The 25,527-nt window shown below is 42.8% G+C and carries 15 protein-coding genes; 14 read left to right on the forward strand and 1 reads right to left on the reverse strand.

Translation table 11 applies throughout. The annotated features are described in order from the left end of the window. The first annotated feature begins 29 nt into the window (after positions 1-29). The 12 genes from HMPREF9009_RS23205 to fsa all read left to right on the forward strand — a co-directional run bounded on the left by HMPREF9009_RS23205 (position 30) and on the right by fsa (position 19,078). A complete protein-coding gene (locus HMPREF9009_RS23205) occupies positions 30-1,166 on the forward strand; it encodes an endo-1,4-beta-xylanase (RefSeq protein WP_049703506.1) in 1,137 nt (378 codons plus the stop codon). A gap of 222 nt (positions 1,167-1,388) precedes the next feature. After that, the gene (locus tag HMPREF9009_RS23210) at positions 1,389-2,366 is read left to right on the forward strand and encodes a glycoside hydrolase family 43 protein (RefSeq protein ID WP_049703507.1); all 978 of its coding nucleotides are present in this window, start codon (positions 1,389-1,391) and stop codon (positions 2,364-2,366) included. A 284-nt stretch (positions 2,367-2,650) separates the two neighbouring features. Further along, positions 2,651-4,792, forward strand: coding sequence for an alpha-glucuronidase family glycosyl hydrolase (locus tag HMPREF9009_RS23215; RefSeq protein ID WP_049703508.1), 2,142 nt, complete (start codon positions 2,651-2,653; stop codon positions 4,790-4,792). A 70-nt stretch (positions 4,793-4,862) separates the two neighbouring features. Beyond that, positions 4,863-6,329 carry an ATP-binding cassette domain-containing protein gene (locus tag HMPREF9009_RS23220; RefSeq protein ID WP_049703509.1) on the forward strand — a complete coding sequence of 489 codons (1,467 nt, stop codon included), beginning with the start codon at positions 4,863-4,865 and terminating at the stop codon, positions 6,327-6,329. A 95-nt stretch (positions 6,330-6,424) separates the two neighbouring features. Continuing rightward, a complete protein-coding gene (locus tag HMPREF9009_RS23225; protein WP_008026044.1) occupies positions 6,425-6,940 on the forward strand; it encodes an RNA polymerase sigma factor in 516 nt (171 codons plus the stop codon). 644 nt (positions 6,941-7,584) lie between these two features. Next, positions 7,585-8,652, forward strand: coding sequence for a FecR family protein (locus HMPREF9009_RS23230; protein WP_049703510.1), 1,068 nt, complete (start codon positions 7,585-7,587; stop codon positions 8,650-8,652). A 19-nt stretch (positions 8,653-8,671) separates the two neighbouring features. Further along, a complete protein-coding gene (locus tag HMPREF9009_RS23235) occupies positions 8,672-12,265 on the forward strand; it encodes a SusC/RagA family TonB-linked outer membrane protein (protein WP_049703511.1) in 3,594 nt (1,197 codons plus the stop codon). A gap of 21 nt (positions 12,266-12,286) precedes the next feature. Beyond that, positions 12,287-13,714, forward strand: a complete 1,428-nt coding sequence (locus HMPREF9009_RS23240) for a RagB/SusD family nutrient uptake outer membrane protein (protein ID WP_008645802.1) — start codon at positions 12,287-12,289, stop codon at positions 13,712-13,714. 16 nt (positions 13,715-13,730) lie between these two features. Continuing rightward, complete coding sequence (locus tag HMPREF9009_RS23245; RefSeq protein ID WP_049703512.1) at positions 13,731-16,220, forward strand: zinc-dependent metalloprotease; 2,490 nt, start codon at positions 13,731-13,733, stop codon at positions 16,218-16,220. A gap of 307 nt (positions 16,221-16,527) precedes the next feature. Then, positions 16,528-17,274, forward strand: a complete 747-nt coding sequence (gene gpmA, locus HMPREF9009_RS23250; RefSeq protein ID WP_008026056.1) for a 2,3-diphosphoglycerate-dependent phosphoglycerate mutase — start codon at positions 16,528-16,530, stop codon at positions 17,272-17,274. A 27-nt stretch (positions 17,275-17,301) separates the two neighbouring features. Next, positions 17,302-18,354 carry a class I fructose-bisphosphate aldolase gene (locus HMPREF9009_RS23255; protein ID WP_049703513.1) on the forward strand — a complete coding sequence of 351 codons (1,053 nt, stop codon included), beginning with the start codon at positions 17,302-17,304 and terminating at the stop codon, positions 18,352-18,354. 67 nt (positions 18,355-18,421) lie between these two features. Further along, positions 18,422-19,078 (forward strand): fructose-6-phosphate aldolase, encoded by a 657-nt coding sequence (fsa, locus tag HMPREF9009_RS23260; protein ID WP_004312675.1) that lies wholly within the window; start codon positions 18,422-18,424, stop codon positions 19,076-19,078. 153 nt (positions 19,079-19,231) lie between these two features. Here the strand turns inward: fsa and HMPREF9009_RS23265 are convergent, their stop codons facing one another. After that, on the reverse strand, positions 19,232-23,182 hold the full coding sequence (locus HMPREF9009_RS23265) for a hybrid sensor histidine kinase/response regulator transcription factor (protein ID WP_049703514.1): 3,951 nt from the start codon (positions 23,180-23,182) through the stop codon (positions 19,232-19,234). A 113-nt stretch (positions 23,183-23,295) separates the two neighbouring features. Between HMPREF9009_RS23265 and HMPREF9009_RS23270 the strand changes: the two genes are divergently transcribed. Both HMPREF9009_RS23270 and HMPREF9009_RS23275 read left to right on the forward strand, forming a co-directional pair. Further along, on the forward strand, positions 23,296-24,726 hold the full coding sequence (locus HMPREF9009_RS23270) for a RapZ C-terminal domain-containing protein (protein WP_049703515.1): 1,431 nt from the start codon (positions 23,296-23,298) through the stop codon (positions 24,724-24,726). 35 nt (positions 24,727-24,761) lie between these two features. After that, complete coding sequence (locus HMPREF9009_RS23275; protein ID WP_049703516.1) at positions 24,762-25,511, forward strand: nucleotidyltransferase family protein; 750 nt, start codon at positions 24,762-24,764, stop codon at positions 25,509-25,511. The last annotated feature ends 16 nt before the right edge of the window (positions 25,512-25,527 follow it).

Genomic DNA, 25,527 nt, shown 5'->3' on the forward strand with positions numbered 1-25,527 from the left:
TTAATAACTATAACTAATAGATAGACTATATGAAGACTTCGACAAGAACAACCGTAGTTTCTTTGTTGGCTGCTGTGGCCCTGATAACTAGTACTTCGGTAGCTTTTGCACAAGAAACAAAGACTTTGAAAGAAGCTTTGAAGGATAAATTCTTGATAGGAACAGCAGTGAATACACGACAAGCATCCGGTCGGGATAAGGCAGGAGTGCGCGTAATTCAGGAACAATTTAATGCTATTGTAGCAGAGAATTGTATGAAGAGTCAGGAAATGCATCCGAAGGAGAACCGTTATAATTTCACACAGGCGGATGAATTTGTTGCTTTTGGAGAGAAAAATCATTTGGCAATCACAGGACATACGTTGATTTGGCATTCGCAGCTTTCTCCCTGGTTCTGCGTGGATGAGAATGGCAAAAATGTGTCTCCGGAAGTATTGAAGAAACGGATGAAAGATCATATCACCACTATTGTGAAGCGCTACAAAGGCCGTATTAAAGGTTGGGATGTAGTGAATGAAGCGATTGAAGATAATGGTGCATATCGTAAGACTAAGTTTTATGAAATTCTAGGTGAAGAATATATTCCATTGGCTTTTCAATATGCACACGAGGCCGATCCGGATGCAGAGCTTTATTATAACGATTATTCAATGGCTCAACCGGGCAGAAGAGCTGCAGTTGTGAAGATAGTGAAAGACTTGAAGAAACGTGGTATCCGTATTGATGCGGTGGGGATGCAAGGACACATCGGCATGGACTATCCGAAAATCAGCGAGTTTGAAGAAAGTATGCTTGCCTTTGCCGGAGCGGGAGTGAAGGTAATGATAACAGAATTGGATCTGACTGTATTGCCATCACCCGACCCCAAGGTTGGTGCGGAAGTCTCGGCATCTTTTGAATATAAAAAAGAGATGAATCCTTATTCGGACGGATTACCGGAAGAAGTATCAAAAGCATGGACAGAGAGAATGAATGACTTCTTCCGTCTGTTCCTGAAACATCAGGATATCATAACAAGAGTTACTGTTTGGGGAGTAGCCGATCAGGATTCGTGGCGTAACGACTGGCCGATGAGAGGACGTACGGATTATCCATTGCTTTTCGACCGCAATCATCAGCCGAAACCGGTAGTTGATTTGATTATAAAAGAGGCTATGCAGAAATGATCATTTGGAGTTCACTTCACCACAGAGGACACGGAGGACACAGAGCTCTTCTCTCTCTTTCCGTAAGTAAAACAGAGCGATAAATATACGATTACGTGAGACTCTGTGTTATTCTATAGTGAATAAAAAGATTAAACCTCTGTGTCCTCCGTGTCCTCTGTGGTGAAATAGAAATTCCCATTTATAAAATTAATTTAGAACTGTTGCAATAAGAATAAAACCATGAAAACAGAAAAAAGATATTTAGTTCCCGGTGATTATATGGCTGATCCTGCCGTACACGTGTTTGATGGCAAACTTTACATTTATCCCTCGCATGATTGGGAGAGTGGTATTGCCGAAAATGATAATGGAGATCATTTCAATATGAAAGATTACCATGTGTATTCTATGGATGATGTAATGAATGGAGAGATTACTGACCATGGGGTTGTACTTTCTACAGGAGATATTCCTTGGGCGGGCCGTCAGCTTTGGGACTGTGATGTTGCTTTTAAAGACGGCAAATACTATATGTATTTTCCATTGAAAGACCAAAATGACATATTCCGTATCGGAGTAGCTGTGAGCGATAAACCATACGGACCTTTTGTTCCGGAAGCAAACCCGATGAAAGGAAGTTACAGCATTGATCCGGCTGTCTGGAATGATGGAGATGGTAATTATTATATGTATTTTGGCGGACTGTGGGGTGGACAGCTTCAACGTTACCGGAATAATAAAGCATTGGAATCAGCCATTTTACCCGAAGGAAAGGAAGAGGCCTTGCCATCCCGTGTCGTTCGTTTGAGTGATGATATGATGGAGTTTGCGGAAGAACCGCGTCCGTTAGTCATTCTGGATGAAAACGGTAAACCTCTGACAGCAGGAGATACAGAACGTCGTTTCTTCGAAGCTTCCTGGGTACATAAGTATAATGGGAAATATTATTTCTCTTACTCTACAGGCGATACCCATCTACTTTGTTACGCAATAGGTGACAACCCATACGGACCATTTACTTATCAGGGAGTTATCCTGACTCCGGTAGTGGGATGGACTACTCATCATGCTATTGTTGAGTTCAAAGGAAAATGGTATCTGTTCCATCACGACTGTGTACCTTCCAAAGGGAAAACCTGGCTTCGTAGCTTAAAAGTCTGTGAACTGCAATACGATGCTGATGGAAAAATCATCACGATTGAAGGACTGGATGAATAGTCGACAAATGATAATTTTGCGGAGTGCCCTGAAAGGGCTTAATTATATAACGTAGGGCAACGCCCTACGTAAAAACGACAATCTGAATTTGCGCCCTGAAAGGGCATAATTTTGTATACGGTTCCGCCCTTTCAGGGCTTGTGGCTGGTGTGTCTTTTTCGTAGGGCGTTGCCCTACGCTATGTAATTAAACCCTTTCAGGGCACCCCAATAAATATATAATTGTAAGGCTTTCAGCCTAACTGCTAAATTCCCATTTATGAAACGAATTTTGAACTATTACTTATGAGGATTATATCTATATTGACATTTGTCCTGTTTTTCAGTCTTTTCTCTGTTTATGCAGAAGATGGGAGTGCTTTGTGGCTTCGTTATTCAACGGGAGCAAAAGCAATAATAATGAATAAGAAACAGTCTCCCACATTAAATATCGCCGTTTCCGAATTGCGGAACTTCTGGCAGGGAGGAATCCCCATAACGCTGGAAATACAGAAGAATAAGGAACTGCGTGCATTAGGAAATGACGGGTACATCATCCGCGCTTCTAAAGACGGTAACCATCTGACAATCACTTCTTCCGGTGAGCAAGGAATACTTTACGGAACTTATCATCTGCTTCGTTTGCAAGCCACCGGGCAATTATCCGAATCAACATTGAAGTCTTTAAATATCTCCGAAAAACCGGATTACCAGATTCGTATCTTGAATCATTGGGACAATCTGGACGGTACAATCGAACGTGGCTATGCCGGACATTCGCTTTGGAAATGGGACGAACTCCCGTCGGTTGTTTCTCCCCGTTATGAAGCTTATGCACGCGCCAATGCTTCCATCGGTATTAATGCTACTGTGATAAACAATGTCAATGCAAGTCCTAAGATACTATCTGATGATTATTTGCAGAAAGTCAAAGTTCTGGCAGACATCTTCCGTCCTTATGGTTTGAAAATATATCTTTCAATTAACTTTTCTTCCCCGGCAGCTTTAGGTGGTTTATCCACCTCCGATCCGTTGGATAAAGAGGTGATTGCCTGGTGGAAGAAAAAAGCCAAAGATATCTATTCGCTGATACCCGATTTCGGAGGCTTTTTGGTGAAAGCAAACTCCGAAGGACAACCCGGACCGTGTGACTACGGGCGTACTCATGCCGAAGGGGCGAACATGCTTGCCGATGTATTGAAGCCTTATCGCGGCATCGTCATGTGGCGTGCTTTCGTTTACTCGCCCACGGACAGCGACCGGGCCAAACAAGCCTATCTTGAATTTGAACCTTTAGACGGAAAGTTCCGCGACAATGTCATTGTACAGATAAAGAACGGCCCGATTGATTTCCAGCCCCGCGAACCGTTCAGCCCGTTATTCGGAGCCATGAAGAAAACACCCGTGATGCCGGAATTTCAGATAACACAGGAATATCTGGGATTCTCCAACCACCTCGTTTTTCTCGCTCCCATGTGGAAAGAATGTCTGGACAGCGACACTTACGTACAAGGCGCAGGCTCTACCATCGCCCGTGTGACGGATGGCTCCTTGTTCTCCCATTCATTGACGGCTATTGCCGGTGTCACCAATATCGGTGATGACATCAATTGGTGCGGACATCCTTTTGCCCAAGCCAACTGGTATGCTTTCGGTCGTTTGGCATGGAAACATTCACTTTCTTCCGAGCAAATCGGTGAAGAATGGTTGAGGCAAACTTTTCTTCCGGTTGCCTTGCAGACGTACAACGATTCCGTCAATGAAATATCTCCCAAAGAGAGACAACAACTTCACTCTCAACTCTCCCTTCTCAACTCTCAACTTCTCCAAAAGTCGAGGGAAGCAGTAGTAGATTATATGATGCCGTTAGGACTGCATCACATCTTTGCATGGGGACATCATTACGGGCCCGAGCCTTGGTGTGATATTCCCGGTGCCCGTCCCGACTGGATGCCTTCTTATTACCATAGGGCAGATGACGGCGGTATCGGATTCGACCGCAGCAGCAAAGGGAGCAATGCGACCGCACAATATCACTCTCCTTTATGCGAACAACTGGATAATGTAGATACTTGTCCCGAAAATCTGCTTCTTTGGTTCCACCATGTTCCCTGGAATCATCGGATGAAGAGCGGGCGTACACTTTGGGTGGAGTTGTGCTATGCTTATGACCGTGGGGTGCAAGAAACCAGAAACTTCCAGAAGTTATGGGCGCCTATGAAGAAATACATCGACCCGGAACGATTCCGTGACGTACAGCACCGGTTGAAGATTCAGACACGTGACGCAGTGTGGTGGAAAGATGCCTGCTTGCTCTATTTCCAGCAATTCAGCAAGCAGCCGATACCTTATGAACTGGAACGTCCGGTGCATGAATTGAAAGATATGATGGAATACAAACTGAATATCACTAATTTTGAATGTCCGCCTTACGGATTTACTAAATAGACAAGAAAAGTGCTTATTCTGTGATAAAATTGTTACCTTTGCGGTCAAAAATAAAACAGAATATAAGAATATGATCCAAAATACATTCTGCATGGCGGGGGGCGTAGCACGCAACCCGCTTGTGCGTTTAGCCAAACCTATCACGGCAACTATCGGAGCGAACGAACATATAGCCATTGTAGGTCCCAATGGGGGTGGCAAGAGCCTTTTTGTAGATACATTAATCGGAAAATATCCGCTACGTGAAGGAACACTCCAGTATGACTTTTCCCCTTCCGCTACTCAAACTGTTTATGATAATGTGAAATATATCGCGTTCCGTGATACTTATGGAGCGGCAGATGCCAATTATTACTACCAACAGCGTTGGAATGCGCACGACCAGGATGAAACGCCGGACGTCCGCGAAATGTTGGGAGAGATTAAAGACGAACAACTGAAAAATGAACTGTTCGAGCTCTTCCGCATCGAACCTCTTCTTGATAAAAAGATAATCCTTCTTTCAAGTGGTGAACTGCGTAAATTCCAGCTCACAAAGACACTGTTGACAGCCCCCCGCGTTCTGATAATGGATAATCCGTTTATCGGACTGGATGCGCCTACCCGCGAATTGTTATTCTCTTTGCTTGAACGTCTGACAAAAATGTCGTCCGTCCAGATTATTCTGGTGCTTTCCATGATGGATGATATACCTTCCTTTATCACTCACGTTATCCCTGTTGATAAAATGGAAGTGTTTTCCAAGATGGAACGCGAAGCCTACCTGACTGCTTTCCGCAACAGAGACACAACTACTTCTTTCGATGAATTGCAGAAACGGATTATTGATTTGCCTTATGACGGCAACAACTATGACTCGGACGAAGTGGTGAAACTGAATAAGGTAAGTATCCGCTATGGCGACCGCACTATTCTGAACGAACTGGACTGGACAGTGCATCGTGGGGAGAAATGGGCGTTGAGCGGGGAGAATGGTGCAGGAAAGTCTACATTATTGAGTTTGGTTTGTGCGGATAATCCACAATCATACGCTTGCGACATCAGCCTTTTCGGACGCAAACGGGGAACTGGAGAAAGTATTTGGGAAATCAAGAAACACATCGGATATGTAAGTCCCGAGATGCATCGTGCTTATCTCAAAAACTTGCCGGCTATTGAAATCGTAGCCAGCGGACTGCACGACAGTATCGGACTGTACAAACGCCCCCAACCGGAGCAGATGGCTGTATGTGAGTGGTGGATGGATATATTCGGCATTGCCGATTTGAAAGACAAACCTTTCTTGCAGCTTTCCAGTGGGGAGCAACGTCTGGCTCTGTTGGCACGTGCTTTCGTCAAAGATCCTGAATTACTGATTTTGGACGAACCGCTTCATGGATTGGATACTTACAATCGTCGTCGGGTCAAAAAGGTGATCGAAGCTTTCTGTAAACGTAAAGATAAGACGATGATTATGGTAACACATTATGAATCAGAACTTCCGGATACGATTACAAACCGCATCTTCTTGAAAAGAAATGATACGTTAATATATTAGAATATGATTTCTAATATTTTTTAATGAATTGATTGCTTTTTGTGTTATTTGGTTGTCTTTGTGCTTAATTAAATGCAAAAAGTAACCACAAAGATATGAATAGTAGCCAAAATGCCATAGCTGTATTGTATAGGAAATATTGGCAAAAGCTCTATATTCATGCATATAATCTGCTGAATGACGGAGAAAGCGCAAAGGATGTATTGAGTGATGTGTTTTGCTCAGTACTTGAAAACAGCGAGCAGTTTGAAGGGAAGACTGATTTGCTGCCTTTATTTTATGTCATGGTGAAAAACCGTTGCATTGACCACATACGTCATCAGAATGTAGTGAACCGGAATGCGGAAAGATACTTGGAAGAACTTTATAGCGGTTGGACTGCCAAAGAGTATCGGGACTACGAAGATAAAATAGACCGGATGCAGGAGAGTATCCGCCAGATGGCGCCGCAAATGCGCATAGTAGTGGAAGAGTTTTTTCTGAATGAAAAGAAATGTGCGGAAATTAGTGAAATATTAAATATCAGTGATAATACAGTCAGAACTCACATTGCCCGGGCTTTGAAAATACTCCGTAAACGATTGAGTGTCTTTTTACTTATTACAGTTTAATGTGGAATCCTGCTCTTCACTTGTTTCACACTTTAGCTTAATGGTTATAAATCAGATATTTATGGTGAATGGAAGTAGGAAAAACAAAGTAAATAACCCTTCACACCCTTCACGCACTTATATGGATTTGTTGGGCATATATGTCTGACGTGTTGGATCTATATGTCTAGCATATTGGATCTATATGTCCAATACGCACGGCATATATCTCCTGTAAACAAGGTATTAATATCTGATAATTCAAGAGTTAATACCTTATAGATCAAGAGTTAATACTTGATAACTCAAAAGTTAATACCCAACGGGTCATTTGCTATAAGCTAATTTGTTTTTGCTTATAGCATATTCTTTTTTGCTTATAGCATATTTACTTTAGCTCATAGCATATGAAAAAAGAGGTGAAGGATGTGAAGGGTTGTTTGCTTTGTTTTTTTCTGCTTCTCTTCACCATATATGTCTGATTTATAGTTGTTCATCTCAATGGTGAAACCTGTGAACCGTTGGAATAGTGCATTTGTGTGTTATCGTCATTGGTATACAGGCTTCATCTTTTGTTCTTCTGAATTTCCATCAAGAAAAAAAATCTCTCATAGGTGTCATTAATTTCGGTTGGCTCTACGTATTAAGATAAACAGTTGATTATTATGATGGAAAATCCAGACCAGAATTCAGATTATGCATTGCGTGCGATACAGGAACCGAGACTAAGGGAGACGGAAGAGTTCAACCAGTGGATTAGCGTACCTGAAAACAAGGAACTATTTCTCGACTTGATGGCTTGCAAGGAAGCTGTGATGCGTGAAAGCTTGGATAGGAGACGCAAGGCAAAAATGAAAACACGTATTTGGGTAGCGGCTTCTGCTGTGGCTGCAGTTTTGGCTTTGGCCTTTCTTATACCTTCTTTACTTCCTTCTTTCTTTATAAAAAAAGAGGAACCGGTGCGATTCTTTGTCGCAACTGTCAGTGGAGAACATGTGATGCTGCAGATGGACGGCCATCATGAACAACAACTGTTGGAAGACAGTGTGATGGACATCAAAGAATGGAAAACATTGACGCCGGATACCACCTGCTGCCAAACGTTGACTACACCACGTGGAAAAAGTTTTCTATTGGTACTGTCCGACGGGACTAAAGTGTGGATAAATGCTGAAAGTAGCCTGCGCTATCCTGTCGCATTCAACGGGAAGGAACGACGGGTAGAGTTGAAAGGTGAAGCCTGCTTTGAAGTGGCAAAGGATGAAAAATGTCCCTTTATAGTAAGTGCCGACGGCATGGATACCCATGTGCTGGGTACTAAATTCAATGTACGTTCATACACAACAGAAGACCGCCACGTGACATTGGTGCAGGGAAAAGTGCAAGTGACCAACACGAACAGCCTTTCATCCGTAGTACTTCAACCCGGACAGGACTTGACTTATACGGAAACCGGAGAAGAGAAAATATCGCGTGTCAACATAGCTACCTATACGGCATGGACAGAAGGAATGTTCTATTTTGAAGATTCGTCACTGGAAGAAATTATGAGTTCTCTGGGCAGATGGTACAATGTGAACGTCGACTTTGAACAGGTGGAACTATACAATATCCGCCTGAACTTTTGGACGAACCGTAACGCTCATCTGGACGAGGCGGTGGAACTGCTGAATAAACTGGAAAAAGTACGTGTAGAATATCAGGACGGAACTATTACGATTAAACATATATAACTTTACAAATACAACTCTTATGAAAAAGCAACAAATTACATTGTCTCGCAAAAAGGCAATGAGAAAGGTCGTATGGATGAAAGCCGCCTTCTTATTGCTGATGTTTGTAATTGCCCTGCATGGACGGGCACAAAATACGGACAGCAAATTGATTTCTTTGGAACTAAAGGAAGCGCCATTGGGAGAGGCTTTGAAGCAGTTTAGCAATGTGTCCGGTTATAAGGTGAATTTTCCTAGTGAAGATGTCAGAGCGTACCGGGTAAGCGTAAGCATACATCAGTTGGCACCTTTGGCGGCACTCCAGAAAATACTGGAAGGGAAACCTTTTGAATATGAGGTGAAACAACATTTTATCACTGTCCGTAAAGTGAAGCCTGCATCGCCTACTCGTAAAGTCAGGAACATCGAAGGGCGGGTAGTGGATGAAAAAGGGGATCCGTTGCCAGGTGCGAATATCCGGGGAATCGGCAGCCCGTTTGGAGCTATTTCCGATATCAAAGGAAATTTCACTTGTAAAGTGATGGAGGAAACCCACACATTGGAAGTCTCTTTTGTCGGTATGCAAACTGAAAAGGTATCTATTAAAGGGCGTACTCATGTCAATGTGATTATGCATGAAGATAAACAGCAATTGGGAGATGTTGTAGTGACGGGTTATCAGCGTATCAGCCGTGAACGCTCTACTGCCTCTTTCGGTTTTATAGATTCTGAACAACTGACAAGACAGATGCACAGTGACCTGGCGTCATCCTTGGAAGGGCAAATAGCCGGTCTGCGTATGGATATCAATCCGAATAACGGGGATATGAGCCCTATCCTTCGCGGTAGAGGTACGTTCTCAGATAAGGTAGGCACAATGCCGTTGATCGTCGTAGATGATATGCCGACCGACCTGACTTTGAGTGAGATAAATCCTTATAATGTAGAGAGTATTACTGTCTTGAAGGATGCGGCGGCAGCCAGTATTTATGGTGCTTTGGCTGCAAACGGCATTATTGTGGTAGTTACCAAACAGGCCAAAGAAGAGGGGGCGCATGTGAATATCAATGCTGATTGGTTCATCACCAGCAAACCGAATTTCAACAGTTTGAACCTGGCTTCTACAAGCGACATTATTGATTATCAAACAGCTGTGTTTGATGCGAATGTAGCCGAATCAGGCAGTGCATCCGGTTTTTTGTCCAGCTATAAGGCAGGCTACTATAATCCGTTGTTCCAACTTTATCTGGATCGGGAGAATGGTACACTAAGTAATAATGAAGTCGAAGCTACATTGAATCAGTGGCGTAATAATGACTATTATAAAGAATATCGTGACAATGCTTGGCGCACGGCTGTAACTCAGCGTTATAATGTGTCCGTATCGCAGAAAGTCGGAAAAAACAATCACTTCCTTTCGTTCAATTATGAAAATGACAAGGGGCGTACGATAAATGATAAAAGGAATAAATTCTCCTTGTATTATAAGTCGAACTATGCCATAACTAGTTGGCTGAATGTGAATGCCGGGGTGGACGCCCGTCTGGGAAGTAGCGATACACCGAATACCCTGTTTACCAGTTACACTATGCAACAACGTTATGAAAGAATAATGGATGCCGATGGTAACCGTTATAATTCTCCTTATGTGAATGTAAGCGGATATTCGGGTGGAGCTTACAATGGCAGTGTCGTGAGCAAGGCGGAAGGTGTTTCACCTTATAAAACATTTGGTTTCAATGTGCTTGACGCATTGGGTGAAGGCGGTACCAAATCACGCAATGTCAGCATCCGCCCGTTTGTCAGCTTGCAGGCACGATTCCTGAAGATGTTTAAATATAACTTCATGTATCAATATGAATGGAATCATAGCAAGAGTGAAGTGTTTGATGCGGAGGACTCCTATTTGATGCGTATGACGTACAACTCTATGATTGATACGAATGGAAATTCGGCAATGCCGAAAGGCGGACGGTTCTTTCAAAATGAGTTGAGCAGTAACCGTTATACTGTACGTAATCAGATAGACTTTGACAAAAGTTGGAAGAACCATGCAGTAACCGCCATTGCCGGACTTGAATTCAGGGAAAATAAGATTCCGAAACCTACCCGGCAATTAATGTATGGATACGATCCTCAGACACTGACTTCTGACATTATAGATTGGCAGGCATACCGTGACGGTGTAGGAACCAGTGCACTTTCCGGCAATACGATTACTTTGAGTGGCCTGTCGCCTACGTTGCAAGAATCACGCCATCGTTATGCATCTTTTTATGCCAATGCAAGCTATTCTTATCTGTCCCGTTATAATGTATCCGGAAGTATCCGCTGGGATCAGGCGGACTTGTTCGGACTTGATATCCGTAACCAGCGTCATCCCCTGTGGTCTGTCGGTGCGTCCTGGATTATGTCGGAAGAGTCATTTATGAAAGATATTGTTTGGCTCGACTTCCTGAAAGCACGTATGACCTATGGTATCAACGGTAATGTGGATCAGAGTTCGACTACCTATTTTGTAGTAAAGCAGAAGACCCAGAGCAATCCGATCAAGACGACTTACCTGACTTATGATGATGATGATCTTCCGAACCCGAAACTCCGTTGGGAGAAAACAGCCACTTATAATGTGGGACTGGATTTCCGTCTTTTCAATAATTTAGTCAATGGTAGCTTGGAGTATTACAACCGCCACTCATCTGATTTGCTTGTACGCCGCTACATGGATCCTACATTGGGGGCTAAATCACGTGTAGTGAACAACGGTGAGATGCGTAATCGGGGTATCGAATTTTCTCTTACTGCCAATCTCATCAGGAAGATGGACTGGAACTTTGCCGTTGATTTCAACTTTGCCCATAACAAGAACAAGATGTTAAAGGTGGATCATAGTGATTCGGACACTTCGACAAGTTTTATTGTGAGCCCGCAGAACTACTTTATGGAAGGAACCAGTCATAATACGCTTTGGGCTTACCGCATAGACCGTATTGAAAATGGATATCCGGTAGCGGTAGACAAGGACGGGAATGACCTGGTGACGTTCAACGAGGATGGTACGGTTGCCAATATTACTACCGGATCGTCACTGAAAGGTACTGAGAATCTTGTAAATTTTGGCTCGCTGACTCCGAAATTCAATGGAGCAGTGTCCTTGAGACTTAGCTACAAGGGAATTGCCTTGAATGCTTTCTTTGTGTATGCAGGCGGTAACAAACTGCGTAATAGTGTGGTAAGTATGAGTGACCAGGTGGGAATCCAGACGTTGAAAGACATAACCAACCGTTGGAGTGCGGATGCGCCGGATGCAAATGTACGTATGTATATTGATATGCCTACAAAGGTTAAAACTTACGCAAGTACTTTCCAGGATTGGTGGCAATATGGTGATATCAATGTGAAAGATGCTGGTTATGTGAAATTGCGTAGCTTGAGTTTGGGGTATAGTTTGCCGTCCGGTATCTGCCGTCAAATTCGGCTTAATTCATTGAATTTGAAGTTGCAAGTGAACAACCTGTTTACCTGGTGTAAGGCAGGAAGCGACATTGACCCGGAAAGCTACGGATTGAACAGCGGCACACGCGGCATGGCTTCACCCAAGACTTATTCTATCGGATTATCAACAAGTTTCTAATTATTAAAAAGAATATAGGATATGCGTAAATTACTTTATATATTGCCAGTTCTGCTTATCTTGGGATTTGCGGCTTGCGAGAATTACGTGGATATTACCCCTACAGGAAAGAAGACTGTAGACTCTACCGAGACTTATTATGAATTGGTGGCTTTGCCGAACCGGAGTTATTATCCGTCGTCTTTTGCTTTGTTGAGTGATAATGTCTGGTCAAAAGAATCGAATATTATCGGCAAGGAATATCTTTCCTCTGATGGAATCAATATGACTTTTAATGAGGATGCCGATCGTAAAGAATTAAGTGATAATAATCTGTATGCCAACTGTTATCAATACATCTTACGCTCTAACATCGTGATTTCATTGGTAGATCATAGTACAGGTGACAAGGATGTGAAGGAACTGGCTAAAGCGGAAGCAAAAATTATGCGTGCGTGGGATCATTTTATTCTGGTGAATACATTCGCTAAAGCCTACAATCCGGAGACAGCAGCCACTGACGGTGGTATTGCTATTGTCAGCGAATATGACTTGGAAGCGACTCCTACCAAAGCTACTGTTGCCCAAGTCTATGACTTTATCATCAAGGATATCGAGGATGCGTTACCTTATCTGCAGGAAGAACCGGTGAATGTATATCATCCGTCGAAAGCATTCGGCTATGCATTGGCGGCACGCGTTTACTTGTTCCACCGTGACTGGAAAAAGGCTAAGGATGCGGCGGAGGAATCTTTGAAACGGAACAATGCCTTGATAGATTATATAGCTTTGGATGCCGTCGGGGGACCGACTAAGGTTTCAACTTATGCCAAAGGTGGCAATCCGGAAGTGTTGAATTATGCTTATATGGGTAGTTATTCTGAAAACCCGTCTATTGCTTATGGTATGATTAGTCCGGAGTTAGTACAACTTTTCGGAGATAATGATGAACGGATGAATTTGTTTTTTAAAACGACTGGTAATTTTGACTATAACTTTGACGAGGGTTCTGGAGCTGCTTTATGGAACACTGCCCTTACCTATTCTAAGTTTCAATACATGGCTGTAGGTATGCGTACAGCCGAAGTTTATTTGATTTTGGCAGAGGCGATGGCACGTTTAAACGATTTGTCCGGATCCGTTGAAGTGTTGAATCAGTTACGTGAAAAACGAATCAAAGGAAGTGAAGCTGTGCTTCCGGAACCGGCTACACAGCGTGAGATGATGCAGGAAATCATTAACGAGCGTCGTAAAGAGTTGCTCTTCGGATTCAGCCGTTTCTGGGATTTGAAACGGTTCAATACGGAAGCCGACTATGCAAAGACGATTACCCGTACTTTTCCGCTGGTAACTACGACCGTAGAACAGAAAATATATACATTGAAACCGGATTCACGTTTGTACATCATCCCGTTCCCAGTAGCTGCCCGTGAGAAGAATCCCAATTTGACACTAAATACTAACGAATAAAATAGATAGAAAAGCGATGCGAAAAATTTTAATGATGGCGGCATACATACTCCTTACACTCCAATGTGTTGGAGTGTATGCCGGTGGTAAACTTCCGCTGGAGTATGGAACCAAAAATCTGGTAGTTCATGAAGATACGGTCAAGAAAGACACTGTCAAGAAGGCTACCGCTTACGAGAAACTGTTGAAAGATGGAGGAAGTGAATGTGAGGGTATGTTCACGATCCGTCACATCAAAGATGACTGGTATTTTGAAGTACCGGATTCTTTATTGGGACGATTGTTATTGGTTGTTACCCGCTTTAAAGCTGTTCCGCAAGGATTTAAAATGCTTAGTGGAGAAGAAGTGAACCGAAGTGTGGTTTACTGGGAACAACATAATGATAAAACTCTCTTCTTACGTGAATATGTACAGTCGCAGTTTGCCCGCCCGGGTGATAAGATAGCAGAGGCGTTGAAGCAGTCTACTGTAGATCCGGTTATCGGTAAGTTTGATGTTATCGGTAGAAATCCGGAGACCCGGGCACAGCTTGTCAACGTCTCCAAGTTCCTTTTAAGTGATAACAAGACCTGTGGCTTTACATCAAGTGACCGTTCTATTCTTGGTATTGGTTCTTTAGTTCAGGATCGTACATTTATGGATACTATAAAGACCTATCCTATTAATGTGGAAGTAGTAACTTTGCGTACTTACAACATAACTTCCGGCAAACTGCCGGCTGCGGCAACAGGATCAGTGACTGTGAAACTGAATACCAGTATGGTAATGTTGCCTAAAGAGCCGATGCAGCCGAGACTGGCAGATGAACGGGTCGGCTTTTTTCAGAATCCGGTGACAGAATTCTCTGATGAACAGCAAGTCACATCGCGTGGAGCTATCATTCAGCGTTATCGGTTGGAACCGAAAGACCCGGAACGTTATCGTCGGGGACAACTCACTGAACCGAAACGCCCTATTGTATACTATATAGACCCGGCGACACCCAAGAAATGGATCCCTTATCTTAAAGCCGGTGTGAACGATTGGAATGTTGCTTTTGAAGCAGCCGGATTTAAAAATGCCATTATCGCCAAAGAGTGGCCGGACGATCCCACAATGAGCTTGGATGATGCACGTTATAGCGTATTGCGTTATTTGCCTTCGGAAACAGAGAATGCCTACGGACCGCGTATTGTAGACCCGCGTAGCGGAGAAATAATGGAAAGTCATATCTGTTGGTATCATAACGTGATGAACCTACTTAAGAAATGGTATATGGTGCAGTGCGGACCTTTGGATAAACGTGCGCAGTCAATGACCTTTGATGACAAATTAATGGGAACTCTGATCCAGTTTGTCTCCTCGCATGAAGTAGGACACACACTCGGTTTGCGTCACAATATGGCTGCCAGTTCAGCTACTCCGGTAGAGAAGTTACGTGATAAAGCCTGGGTGGAAGCCAACGGTCATACGGTATCAATCATGGACTATGCACGATTCAATTATGTGGCACAGCCTGAAGACCGGATTTCAGAAAAAGGACTTTTCCCTCGCATTGGCGATTATGATAAATGGGCTATAAAATGGGGATATCAATATCGTCCGGAATTTAAAGACCCCTTTAAAGAGAAAGCGGCATTACGTGCCGAAGTTACCAAGAAACTGAAAGGAGACCATCGTTTATTGTTTATCGGTGATGAAGGAAAAGGCTCTGACCCGCGCAGCCAAAGCGAAGATTTGGGCGACAATAATATGAAGGCTAATGAATATGGTATCAAGAATCTGAAAAGAGTGATGGAGAATATTCTGACTTGGACGGCGCAACCCGACGGTCAGTATGACGACTTGAATACTATCTATAATTCAGTTCGCGTCCAATACCTGAAGTATACGCTGCAAGTACAGAAAAACCTCGGAGGTCGTTATACCAAAAATGTGCCGGATAGCAAAGGACGTGATTATGTGCCGCGTAGTATACAAAAAGAGGTTGTTGAATGGTTGGGACGTAACTTGTTCGTAGCTCCCCTCTGGCTCTATCCGGACGAAGTGGTAAGTCGTGTAGGCCTGAAAGCGGTAGATGAAATTAGCGACCGTCAGAGTTCTGCGTTAGCTTTGTTGCTTGCGCCGGGAATGCTTCACAATATCTATTCAACTTCCTTCAGCGTACCCGAACCGTATTCACTGGACGAGTATTTAAATGACGTATTTGTCGCTGTATGGAAACCGTTGAACGATCCTAATGAGTTGGAGAACAATTTCCGTCGTCAAACACACCGGACTTATCTGTCGTTTGTAGGGCGTGTGATTAAACCTAATGAGAAAGATAATACAAGTTTGAATATGACAGTCACCCGTTCTGATATTCAACTCTTTATGGAGAAACATCTGGACAAGATTGAAGAGCATGTGAAGGAACAGTTGGCGACTTGTAAAGAAGGAGATATGAACTATCGCCACTATTCATCTTTGCTGCGGAACATCAAAAAAACGAAAGAAACCTATTATGGAAAAGATGCTGATGTGTAGACTTCAACAGTGGAACTTTTAAAAAGAACAGAAAAGTAGAACAGATTTTCTTGTATATATAAACTCTCTCTTTTTTACTTTAACAGACTTACTCTTCTCTAACGATAACCTTGCTTTGATGAATTATCATCCATAATGCAAGCTTAGAATTAGAGGAGGGTATTTTTTTATGTCCCTGATTACTGCATCCCGCTTCTTTGCAGAAAGAATCATTATTTCTGGGTATTGACAACTATTTGTTTTCTAGTGAACTTTGTGAAGAAACAATCTGTTGTATATATAAAAAGAAGAAAGGAGAATTTTAGAAATGAAAAAGATAGTATTACTTCGTCACGGAGAGAGTGCATGGAATAAAGAAAACCGCTTCACGGGCTGGACAGATGTCGATCTGACAGAAAAGGGAGTTGCCGAAGCTGAAAAAGCCGGAGAGACATTGAAAGAATATGGTTTCAATTTCGATAAGGCTTATACTTCCTATTTGAAGCGTGCGGTGAAAACCTTGAACTGTGTTCTCGATAAGATGAATCTGGACTGGATACCTGTAGAGAAAAACTGGCGCCTGAATGAAAAGCATTATGGTGAATTGCAGGGATTGAATAAAGCCGAGACTGCCGAGAAATATGGAGAAGAACAAGTGCTTGTGTGGCGTCGTAGCTATGATATAGCTCCCAATCCGCTTTCGGAGAGTGATTTGAGAAACCCGCGTTTTGATTACCGTTATCATGAAGTGCCCGACGCGGAGTTACCTCGTACCGAATCATTGAAAGATACCATTGAACGTATCATGCCTTACTGGGAAAGTGATATATTCCCCAGCCTGAAAACGGCCCATACTTTATTGGTTGTGGCTCATGGTAATAGTCTGCGGGGTATCATAAAACATTTGAAAAATATCTCCGATGAAGATATCATAAAACTGAATCTGCCTACTGCTGTGCCTTACGTTTTTGAGTTTGATGAAAACCTGAACGTGGCCAACGACTATTTCCTGGGAAACCCGGAAGAGATCAAAAAACTGATGGAAGCAGTAGCCAATCAGGGAAAGAAAAAATAGAAAAGTTACACATTAAAAAATGAAGTTATGAGTAAAGTAGTAGAATTATTAAGAGATAAGGCCTGTTATTACCTGGACCACACTTGCGAAACCATTGATAAATCACTGATTCACGTTCCGTCTCCCGATACAATAGATAAAGTATGGATTGATTCGGACCGGAACATCAGAGTATTGAACAGTTTGCAAACGCTGTTGGGACATGGCCGCCTGGCAAATACCGGTTATGTGTCCATACTTCCTGTCGATCAGGACATCGAACATACTGCCGGAGCATCATTTGCTCCCAATCCGATCTATTTCGATCCGGAGAATATCGTGAAACTGGCTATTGAAGGAGGCTGTAATGGAGTCGCTTCTACCTTTGGGATCCTTGGTTCCGTAGCACGTAAATATGCCCATAAAATACCTTTCATCGTCAAGTTGAATCACAATGAACTACTTTCTTATCCCAACACTTTCGACCAAGTACTGTTTGGTACAGTCAAAGAGGCCTGGAATATGGGAGCGGTAGCGGTAGGGGCCACCATCTATTTCGGTTCGGAACAGAGCCGCCGTCAGCTCGTGGAGATTGCCGAAGCTTTTGAATATGCTCACGAACTGGGGATGGCAACCATTCTTTGGTGTTACCTGCGTAATAATGATTTCAAGAAAGGTGCTGTCGATTATCATGCGGCTGCCGATTTAACAGGACAGGCCGACCGTCTGGGAGTGACTATTAAAGCTGATATCGTAAAACAGAAACTTCCTACTAACAATGGTGGTTTTAAAGCCATCGGCTTCGGCAAGGTAGACGAACGTATGTATACCGAACTGGCTTCCGAACACCCGATTGACCTTTGCCGTTACCAGGTTGCCAATGGCTATATGGGACGCGTTGGTTTGATTAACTCCGGTGGAGAATCTCACGGAGAATCAGATTTGCGTGATGCTGTCATTACAGCCGTTGTCAACAAACGTGCCGGTGGTATGGGATTGATTAGCGGACGTAAAGCGTTCCAGAAACCAATGAACGAAGGGGTGGAATTATTGAATACCATTCAGGATGTATATCTTGATTCGTCAATTACGATTGCTTAATCAGGGATGAATAAAAATAAATTCTTATCTTTGACTATTAGATCGTTAACCATTAAAAATTAAGAGTATGAAGTTTTTTATTGACACAGCTAATCTGGAGCAAATCCAGGAGGCTTATGACCTCGGAGTACTTGACGGAGTGACTACCAACCCTTCGCTGATGGCGAAAGAAGGTATCAAAGGAACGCAGAATCAGCGTGAGCATTATATTAAAATATGCGAGATCGTCAACGGAGATGTAAGTGCCGAAGTGATAGCAACCGATTATGAAGGAATGATTCGTGAAGGCGAAGAACTTGCCGCGCTCAATCCGCACATCGTAGTAAAAGTTCCCTGTATTGCCGATGGCATTAAAGCTATCAAGCATTTCACGGAAAAGGGAATCCGCACGAACTGTACATTAGTCTTTTCAGTAGGGCAGGCATTGCTGGCAGCTAAAGCGGGAGCTACGTATGTTTCACCTTTTGTCGGCCGTCTGGACGACATTTGTGAAGATGGAGTAAGGCTTGTGGGAGATATCGTACGTATGTATCGTACGTATGACTATAAAACACAGGTATTGGCTGCTTCCATCCGTAATACGAAACATATTATCGAATGTGTAGAAGTAGGAGCCGACGTTGCTACTTGCCCGCTGAGCGCTATTAAAGGATTGCTCAATCATCCGCTGACTGACTCGGGATTGAAGAAGTTCCTGGAAGACTATAAAAAAGTCAATGGTTGAGTAAGCAATGAAACTTGCAATATATTAAAGTGTTAGGCACGAATTACACGGATTTCACGGTTTAAAAAATGGTAGTTATCATAAAACAACTATAAAAAAGCGTGAAACCTGTGTAATCCGTGCCTAAAAAATATTTATTTTCCGGGTAGCTTCTTATTGCTCTTTTTTCCTTTCCTGTTTCTGCTTTTCTTTGTATTGAGTCGGCGTTTCTCCAGTATATTGTTTGAAAGCCGTACTGAAATAGCGTGAAGTAGTAAAACCGACCTTCTCGGCAATTTCCGTGAACGACAGGTCCGTACTGGTGATTAACGTGATTGCTTTTTCCATCCGGAATTTATTAATGTAATCATTGGCTCCCATATCGGTTAGAGCTTTCAACTTATTGTAAAGGGAGGCTCTGCTCATACCTATCTCTTTGCAGATAAAAGTGACATCCAGATAGCTGCTATCCAAATGCTCCAGGATAATTTTATTCAGTTTCAACAGGAATGTTTCATCTGCCTGGCTGAAGGTGCTTTCTTCCGGCGCAGGGACTAACCCTGTATTCAAATATCTCTTCTTGATAGATTCGCGGTTCTTCAACCGGTTGCGAATGATTTCCATCAGCATTTCTATCTCAAAAGGTTTAGTCAGATAAGCATCCGCCCCGTTCTTGTAACCACTCAACTGACTTTGTTTATCATCTCTTGCTGTCAGCAGAACGATAGGAATGTGACTGATCGTAATATCTTCCTTTATATTTTTGCATAATTCATATCCATTCATTCTCGGCATCATCACGTCACTGATGATAATATCCGGGGCATGGCTTTTGGTCAGTTGAAGGGCTTCCACACCATCTGAAGCAATCACTACCCTTTTGAAATATTCTCCCAGTGACTTTTTCAGAAAGTCCGTCAAGTCCGGATTATCATCCACTACTAAAACACTGTAAGGGCTCGTGTCGAAATTATCTTCCTCCGGTTGTTGTTCTTTACTATCGTCACTCATCAATTCGTTCAAATATGCTTTCGGTTGGCAGATAATCTCTTCCGATTGTTGTCTCAAGGGCAGTTCAAAGAAGAATGTCGCACCGGCATCCTGATTATCTTGCGCACCAATGGAACCTCCGTGCAGTTCTACCAGAATCTTGGAATAAGACAATCCGATCCCTGTGCCGCTCTGTTCTCCTGTACCCTGATAGAAACGGGTGAAGAGTTTCTGTGTATTTACTTGTTTCAATCCGTTTCCCCGGTCAATGATGGAGATACGTACGCTATTTCTTTCGGAAAGCAACTCCGACATAATTGTTATTTCTGCATCCTGCGGACTGTGTTTCAAGGCATTAATAAGTAGATTGCTTAGAATAATCTCACACTTATCTTTATCAAAACTTACAGTATCGATATGTGGATCAAGCTGATAACGGATACGGACGTTCTTTGCTTCCCCTTCACTGATGAAATCTTGGGATACATGTTCAATCCATTGATTGAGAGCATACGGTTGTATCTGTAATTTGCTTTCGCCAACCTCCATCTTGCGTACATCAAGTACCATATTAATAAGGTTTTTCATTCGCTGCGCTTGACGGTAGATCGCTTTTATTGGCAAATACTGTGTATCTTCGGTAGAAAGGGATTTCAACATCCGGTTAAGTGGTGCGTATATTAACGTTAAAGGTGTACGCAACTCATGACTGATATTAATAAGAAAACGTACCTTTTCTTCATAGACCTGTTGCTCATGTTCTTTCATGGCCCACTTTAACTTCTCTTCTTTGCGTTTCCATGCTCTTCGGAAAGCTTCGATAATAGCGGCAGCAATAAAAACGGTGCAACAAAGAATAAACCACCATGTCCGATACCAGGGAGGAAGAATGGTCAATTCCAGTACTTCCTGACTGGGAATCCAATTACCATCCTTGGCGGTACAGGACGCCATGATTTTATAACTTCCCGGAGGAAGTGAACGTATGGCCAGTTCGGGATTGTATGATTCGATTTGCTGGTCATTCAGCCCCTCTATCTGGTATCTGTACACTTTCTGTCGAAAAATATCTTTCTCTTTCGACATGATTCGAATAGTGATATTACTATTCCAGGGAGCAGAAATCCCTGCCGGATGATTCGTTAATTCGTTATTTACTGACTCTCCATTAATGATGACATCTGATAATTGGAGTTGGGGAAGTTCGGAAGTGGTTAATGGTATTTTGCTGTTAATATGCAGTAACCCTTTCACTCCACCCATGTAGACGTCTCCCCGCATACTTAATAGACGAGGTTTGGAAAGATATTCGTTTTGGATTACACCGTCTGATTCACCGAATAGAACGAATTTTTTCTCTTTGATGAGCCAGGCGAAAAGCATACTGTCGGCTCCTATCCATACTTTTCCCTGCTGGTCGCATACAATCAATGTGATTTCACTAAATAGAGAGGTCGGGATTGGTGTCTGTATTTTGGTGGCAGGATTGTAGTGTACCAATCCGTAGTTGTTTCCAATCCAGAAATTTCCCTCTTCGTCTCGTGCAACAGAGTTGATCGTTGTATCTTTCCAACATCTGTACAGGGCTTTCAGTCGGTTGGTATGGTTGTCCAGTTCATATATGTGCTTCGTATCATTTAGATAAGTGATATTCTTATAATTGTCGATCGGTAAGAGAGCACCGATAATTTCCTGCTCTTCTTGTTCTATAACGGTACTGAAAGTACGTGTATTCAAATCATATATATAGATATGTTCTCCAAGGAACAGAATATTGTGATGAGTGTTCCGAAGTAGATTTACAGCCTTGCCTCGATTGCACAAGAGTGCTGTCGTTTTAGCGTCAACAATGGTGAAAGGCTGTTTTTCTCCTGTTGCCGGGTTGAAAATAAATACTCCCTGTGAGAAAAGAGAAATTAATAATTTGCCGGGAGTAAACTGGCAGATAGAGGCTACTTTGTCTTCCCAGGTGGAAGGGTAATGGATAAATTTCTCTGTGAGTGGGTTAAAGCTGTTGATGCCTCCTCCGTCTGTACCGACCCAAATTTGGTCTTGGGATTCTTGGAAAAGACTTAGAACGGTATTGTTGCTTAGTCCGCGGTCGTTGCCGGGAGGTACATCTGTATACGTTTTCATGGAAACTTCCCGGATGCTGATTAGTCCGTTACGGATGCTACCTGCCCACATATTATTGTTGCAGTCGTTGTACAGACATAAAATAGAGTTAGCGGGGAGTGAGTAGTTGTCACTTCCGGGCATATGCTCCAACAGCGAAAAACGTCTTGTTTCCGGGTCGAGAATATTAATGCCTCCTCCGTCTGTTCCAATCCAGATTTCTCCTTCCCGTTCGGCGAGGCTTAGTATGACATTGTTGCTTAAAGAGGAGTTGTGGGTAGTATATGTAGCCAGTAGTTTACCGTCGCGTGTCAGACAGTTCAGCCCTCCATTGTAGGGAGCTACCCAGATTCTTTTTTGTGAGTCTATGAGTACATTCATAATTTCTTTTCCGCAATCGAAAGGAGGACGTCGGCATTTTCCGGTATTCAGGTCGAGCAGGAGTAGTCCTTGCCACCGGCTGCAACAGAGTAATGTGTGTTTATCCCATAGATTTAGTAGAGTTACATTATAATTGGGTTCTAAGTCAAATGTTTGTAGGAGGCGTAAAGAGGTATCCTGATAATTATAGAAAAAGATTTTATTTTTTGAACCGAATAACACTCCGTCATCAGTCAGGCAGGCGGAATAGGCGATGATATTATTTCCTGTCTCATCAGTCGGTATAAAAAAGTCATCGCTTTGCCTCTGATAACGTGCCACTCCTTTGTCTGTCAGAATCCAGATATTGTTTTGTGCGTCTTCTATCATCTGGTAGATTAAATTGTGAGGAATGGAATGAGGGTTATTTGCCTGATGAATATACTTTTTAAGTTCATGTCCGTCATATCGCCCAAGTCCGGAACGGGTTCCTATCCATACAAATCCTTGTTTGTCCGTTAAAATACATCTCACGGTAGAGGGAAGACCATCTTTTAGGGAGATTTGCTTATAGTAATAATGACCGGCTTGAAGAGTGGAAACGCCGATAAACAGTGTGATAAATGCAATGCATAGTAGTAAAAAGGTTTTTGTTCTCATGAGATCAGGTCAGTTAAACTGAAACAAAGATAGTCTATTCGGATGAATATTAGTTAAATCCCCTCTCTTATTTTTTAGTTTTTATGCTTATCTTTGCTCGAAAATATACGACTATGATTACCGAAGAACTACAGAAACTTTATCAGTCATATACGGGCGTTCCCGCTGAAAACATAACAGAATTACCGTCTTCCGGTTCCAACCGCCGTTATTTTCGGCTGACGGGTATAGAAATATTGATTGGAGTCTACGGGGCTTCTATTGATGAGAATGAGGCATTTCTTTATATGGCAGGACACTTCCGCAAATGTGGACTGCCTGTTCCCGAAGTGCGCATTGCCTCGGAAGATAAAACCTATTATTTGCAGGAAGATTTGGGCGATACTCTGTTGTTCCATGCCATAGAGAAAGGACGTGCTACCAGTGTCTTTTCAGAAGAGGAAAAAGAGTTGCTTCGCAAAACGATCCGTCTGCTTCCTGCTATTCAATTTGCCGGGGCGGATGGATTTGATTTTTCCCGTTGTTATCCTCAACCGGAGTTCAACCAACGCTCTATTCTGTGGGATTTGAATTACTTCAAATATTGCTTCCTGAAAGCTACCGGCATGGAGTTTCAGGAAGACAAACTGGAAGATGATTTCCAAAAAATGAGCGATGTCTTGCTCCGCAGTTCTTCCGCTACTTTCATGTATCGTGATTTTCAAAGCCGTAATGTGATGATAAAAGATGGGGAACCGTGGTTTATCGACTTTCAGGGCGGACGCAAAGGCCCGTTCTATTATGACATAGCCTCTTTCCTGTGGCAAGCGAAAGCGAAATATCCCGATAGCCTCCGTAAAGAACTGCTGCAAGAATATATGGAAGCTCTTCGCAAATACCAACCGATTGATGAATCCTATTTTTATAGCCAACTTCGCCACTTTGTCCTTTTCCGTACGCTGCAAGTGCTGGGAGCCTACGGTTTCCGTGGTTACTTTGAAAAGAAACCGCATTTTATCCAAAGCGTTCCTTATGCCATCGAAAACCTGCGTGAACTGTTGAAAGAAGAATATCCGGAATATCCGTATCTCTGTAACGTTTTGCGGGAGCTTACTGGACTGAAACAATTTACGGACGACCTGAAAAAGCGGCAGCTAACCGTCAAAGTAATGAGCTTTGCCTATAAGAAAGGAATTCCTGATGACTCTACCGGCAATGGAGGAGGTTATGTATTCGACTGCCGTGCCGTGAATAATCCCGGCAAGTATGAGCGTTACAAACCTTTCACCGGACTGGATGAACCTGTAATCACTTTCTTGGAAGAAGATGGCGAAATACTTCGTTTCCTCGATCATGTCTATGCTTTGGTAGATGCCTCCGTGAAACGTTATATGGAACGCGGATTCAGCAATTTGTCCGTCTGCTTCGGTTGCACCGGCGGACAGCATCGTTCTGTTTATTCAGCCCAGCACCTGGCAGAGCACCTGAATCAGAAATTTGGTGTGAAAGTCGAACTGGTGCATCGGGAACAGAATATCGAACATACGTTTGAGGCAACAATCTAAGAAGAGTAAATGTAAAGAAGAAAGTAACCGAAAGAATGAAAGCAATGATATTTGCAGCCGGTTTGGGTAGCCGGCTGAAGCCACTCACCGATACCATGCCGAAGGCTTTAGTTCCCATAGCCGGACGTCCGATGTTGGAACATGTGATTTTAAAACTGAAAGCTGCCGGATTCACAGAAATAGTGATTAACATCCACCATTTTGGCGAACAGATACTTGACTTCCTGAAAGCCAATGAAAATTTTGGACTCATCATACATATTTCCGACGAACGCGACTTGTTGCTCGACACCGGTGGGGGAGTTAAGAAAGCCCGTTCTTTCTTTGAAAATTCCGATGAACCTTTCCTGATACACAATGTAGATATTCTTTCAGACGTGAACCTGAAAGAACTATATGACTATCATCTACAAAGCGGTGCTGTTGCCACTTTACTGGCCAGCCAACGTAAAACCTCCCGCTATCTTCTTTTTGATACAGACAAAAGACTTTGCGGATGGATAAACAAGGATACGGAACAAGTGAAACCGGAAGGTTTTCAGTATGATCCTTCTCTTTATCAGGAATATGCATTCAGTGGTATCCATGTACTTTCGCCCGCCATTTTTCAATGGATGACCTCTCCCCGTTGGGAGGGTAAATTCTCTATTATGGATTTCTATCTTGCCACTTGCCGGCAAGTAAACTATGGTGGTTATTTGAAAGAAAAGTTACATCTGATTGATATAGGCAAACCGGAAACATTAGCGAAAGCAACAGACTTTTTATACCAAAATACCAAATAAAGATACTGAAAGAGGC

This window comes from Bacteroides sp. 3_1_13 (genome assembly GCF_001185845.1).
GTDB lineage: Bacteria > Bacteroidota > Bacteroidia > Bacteroidales > Bacteroidaceae > Bacteroides > Bacteroides xylanisolvens.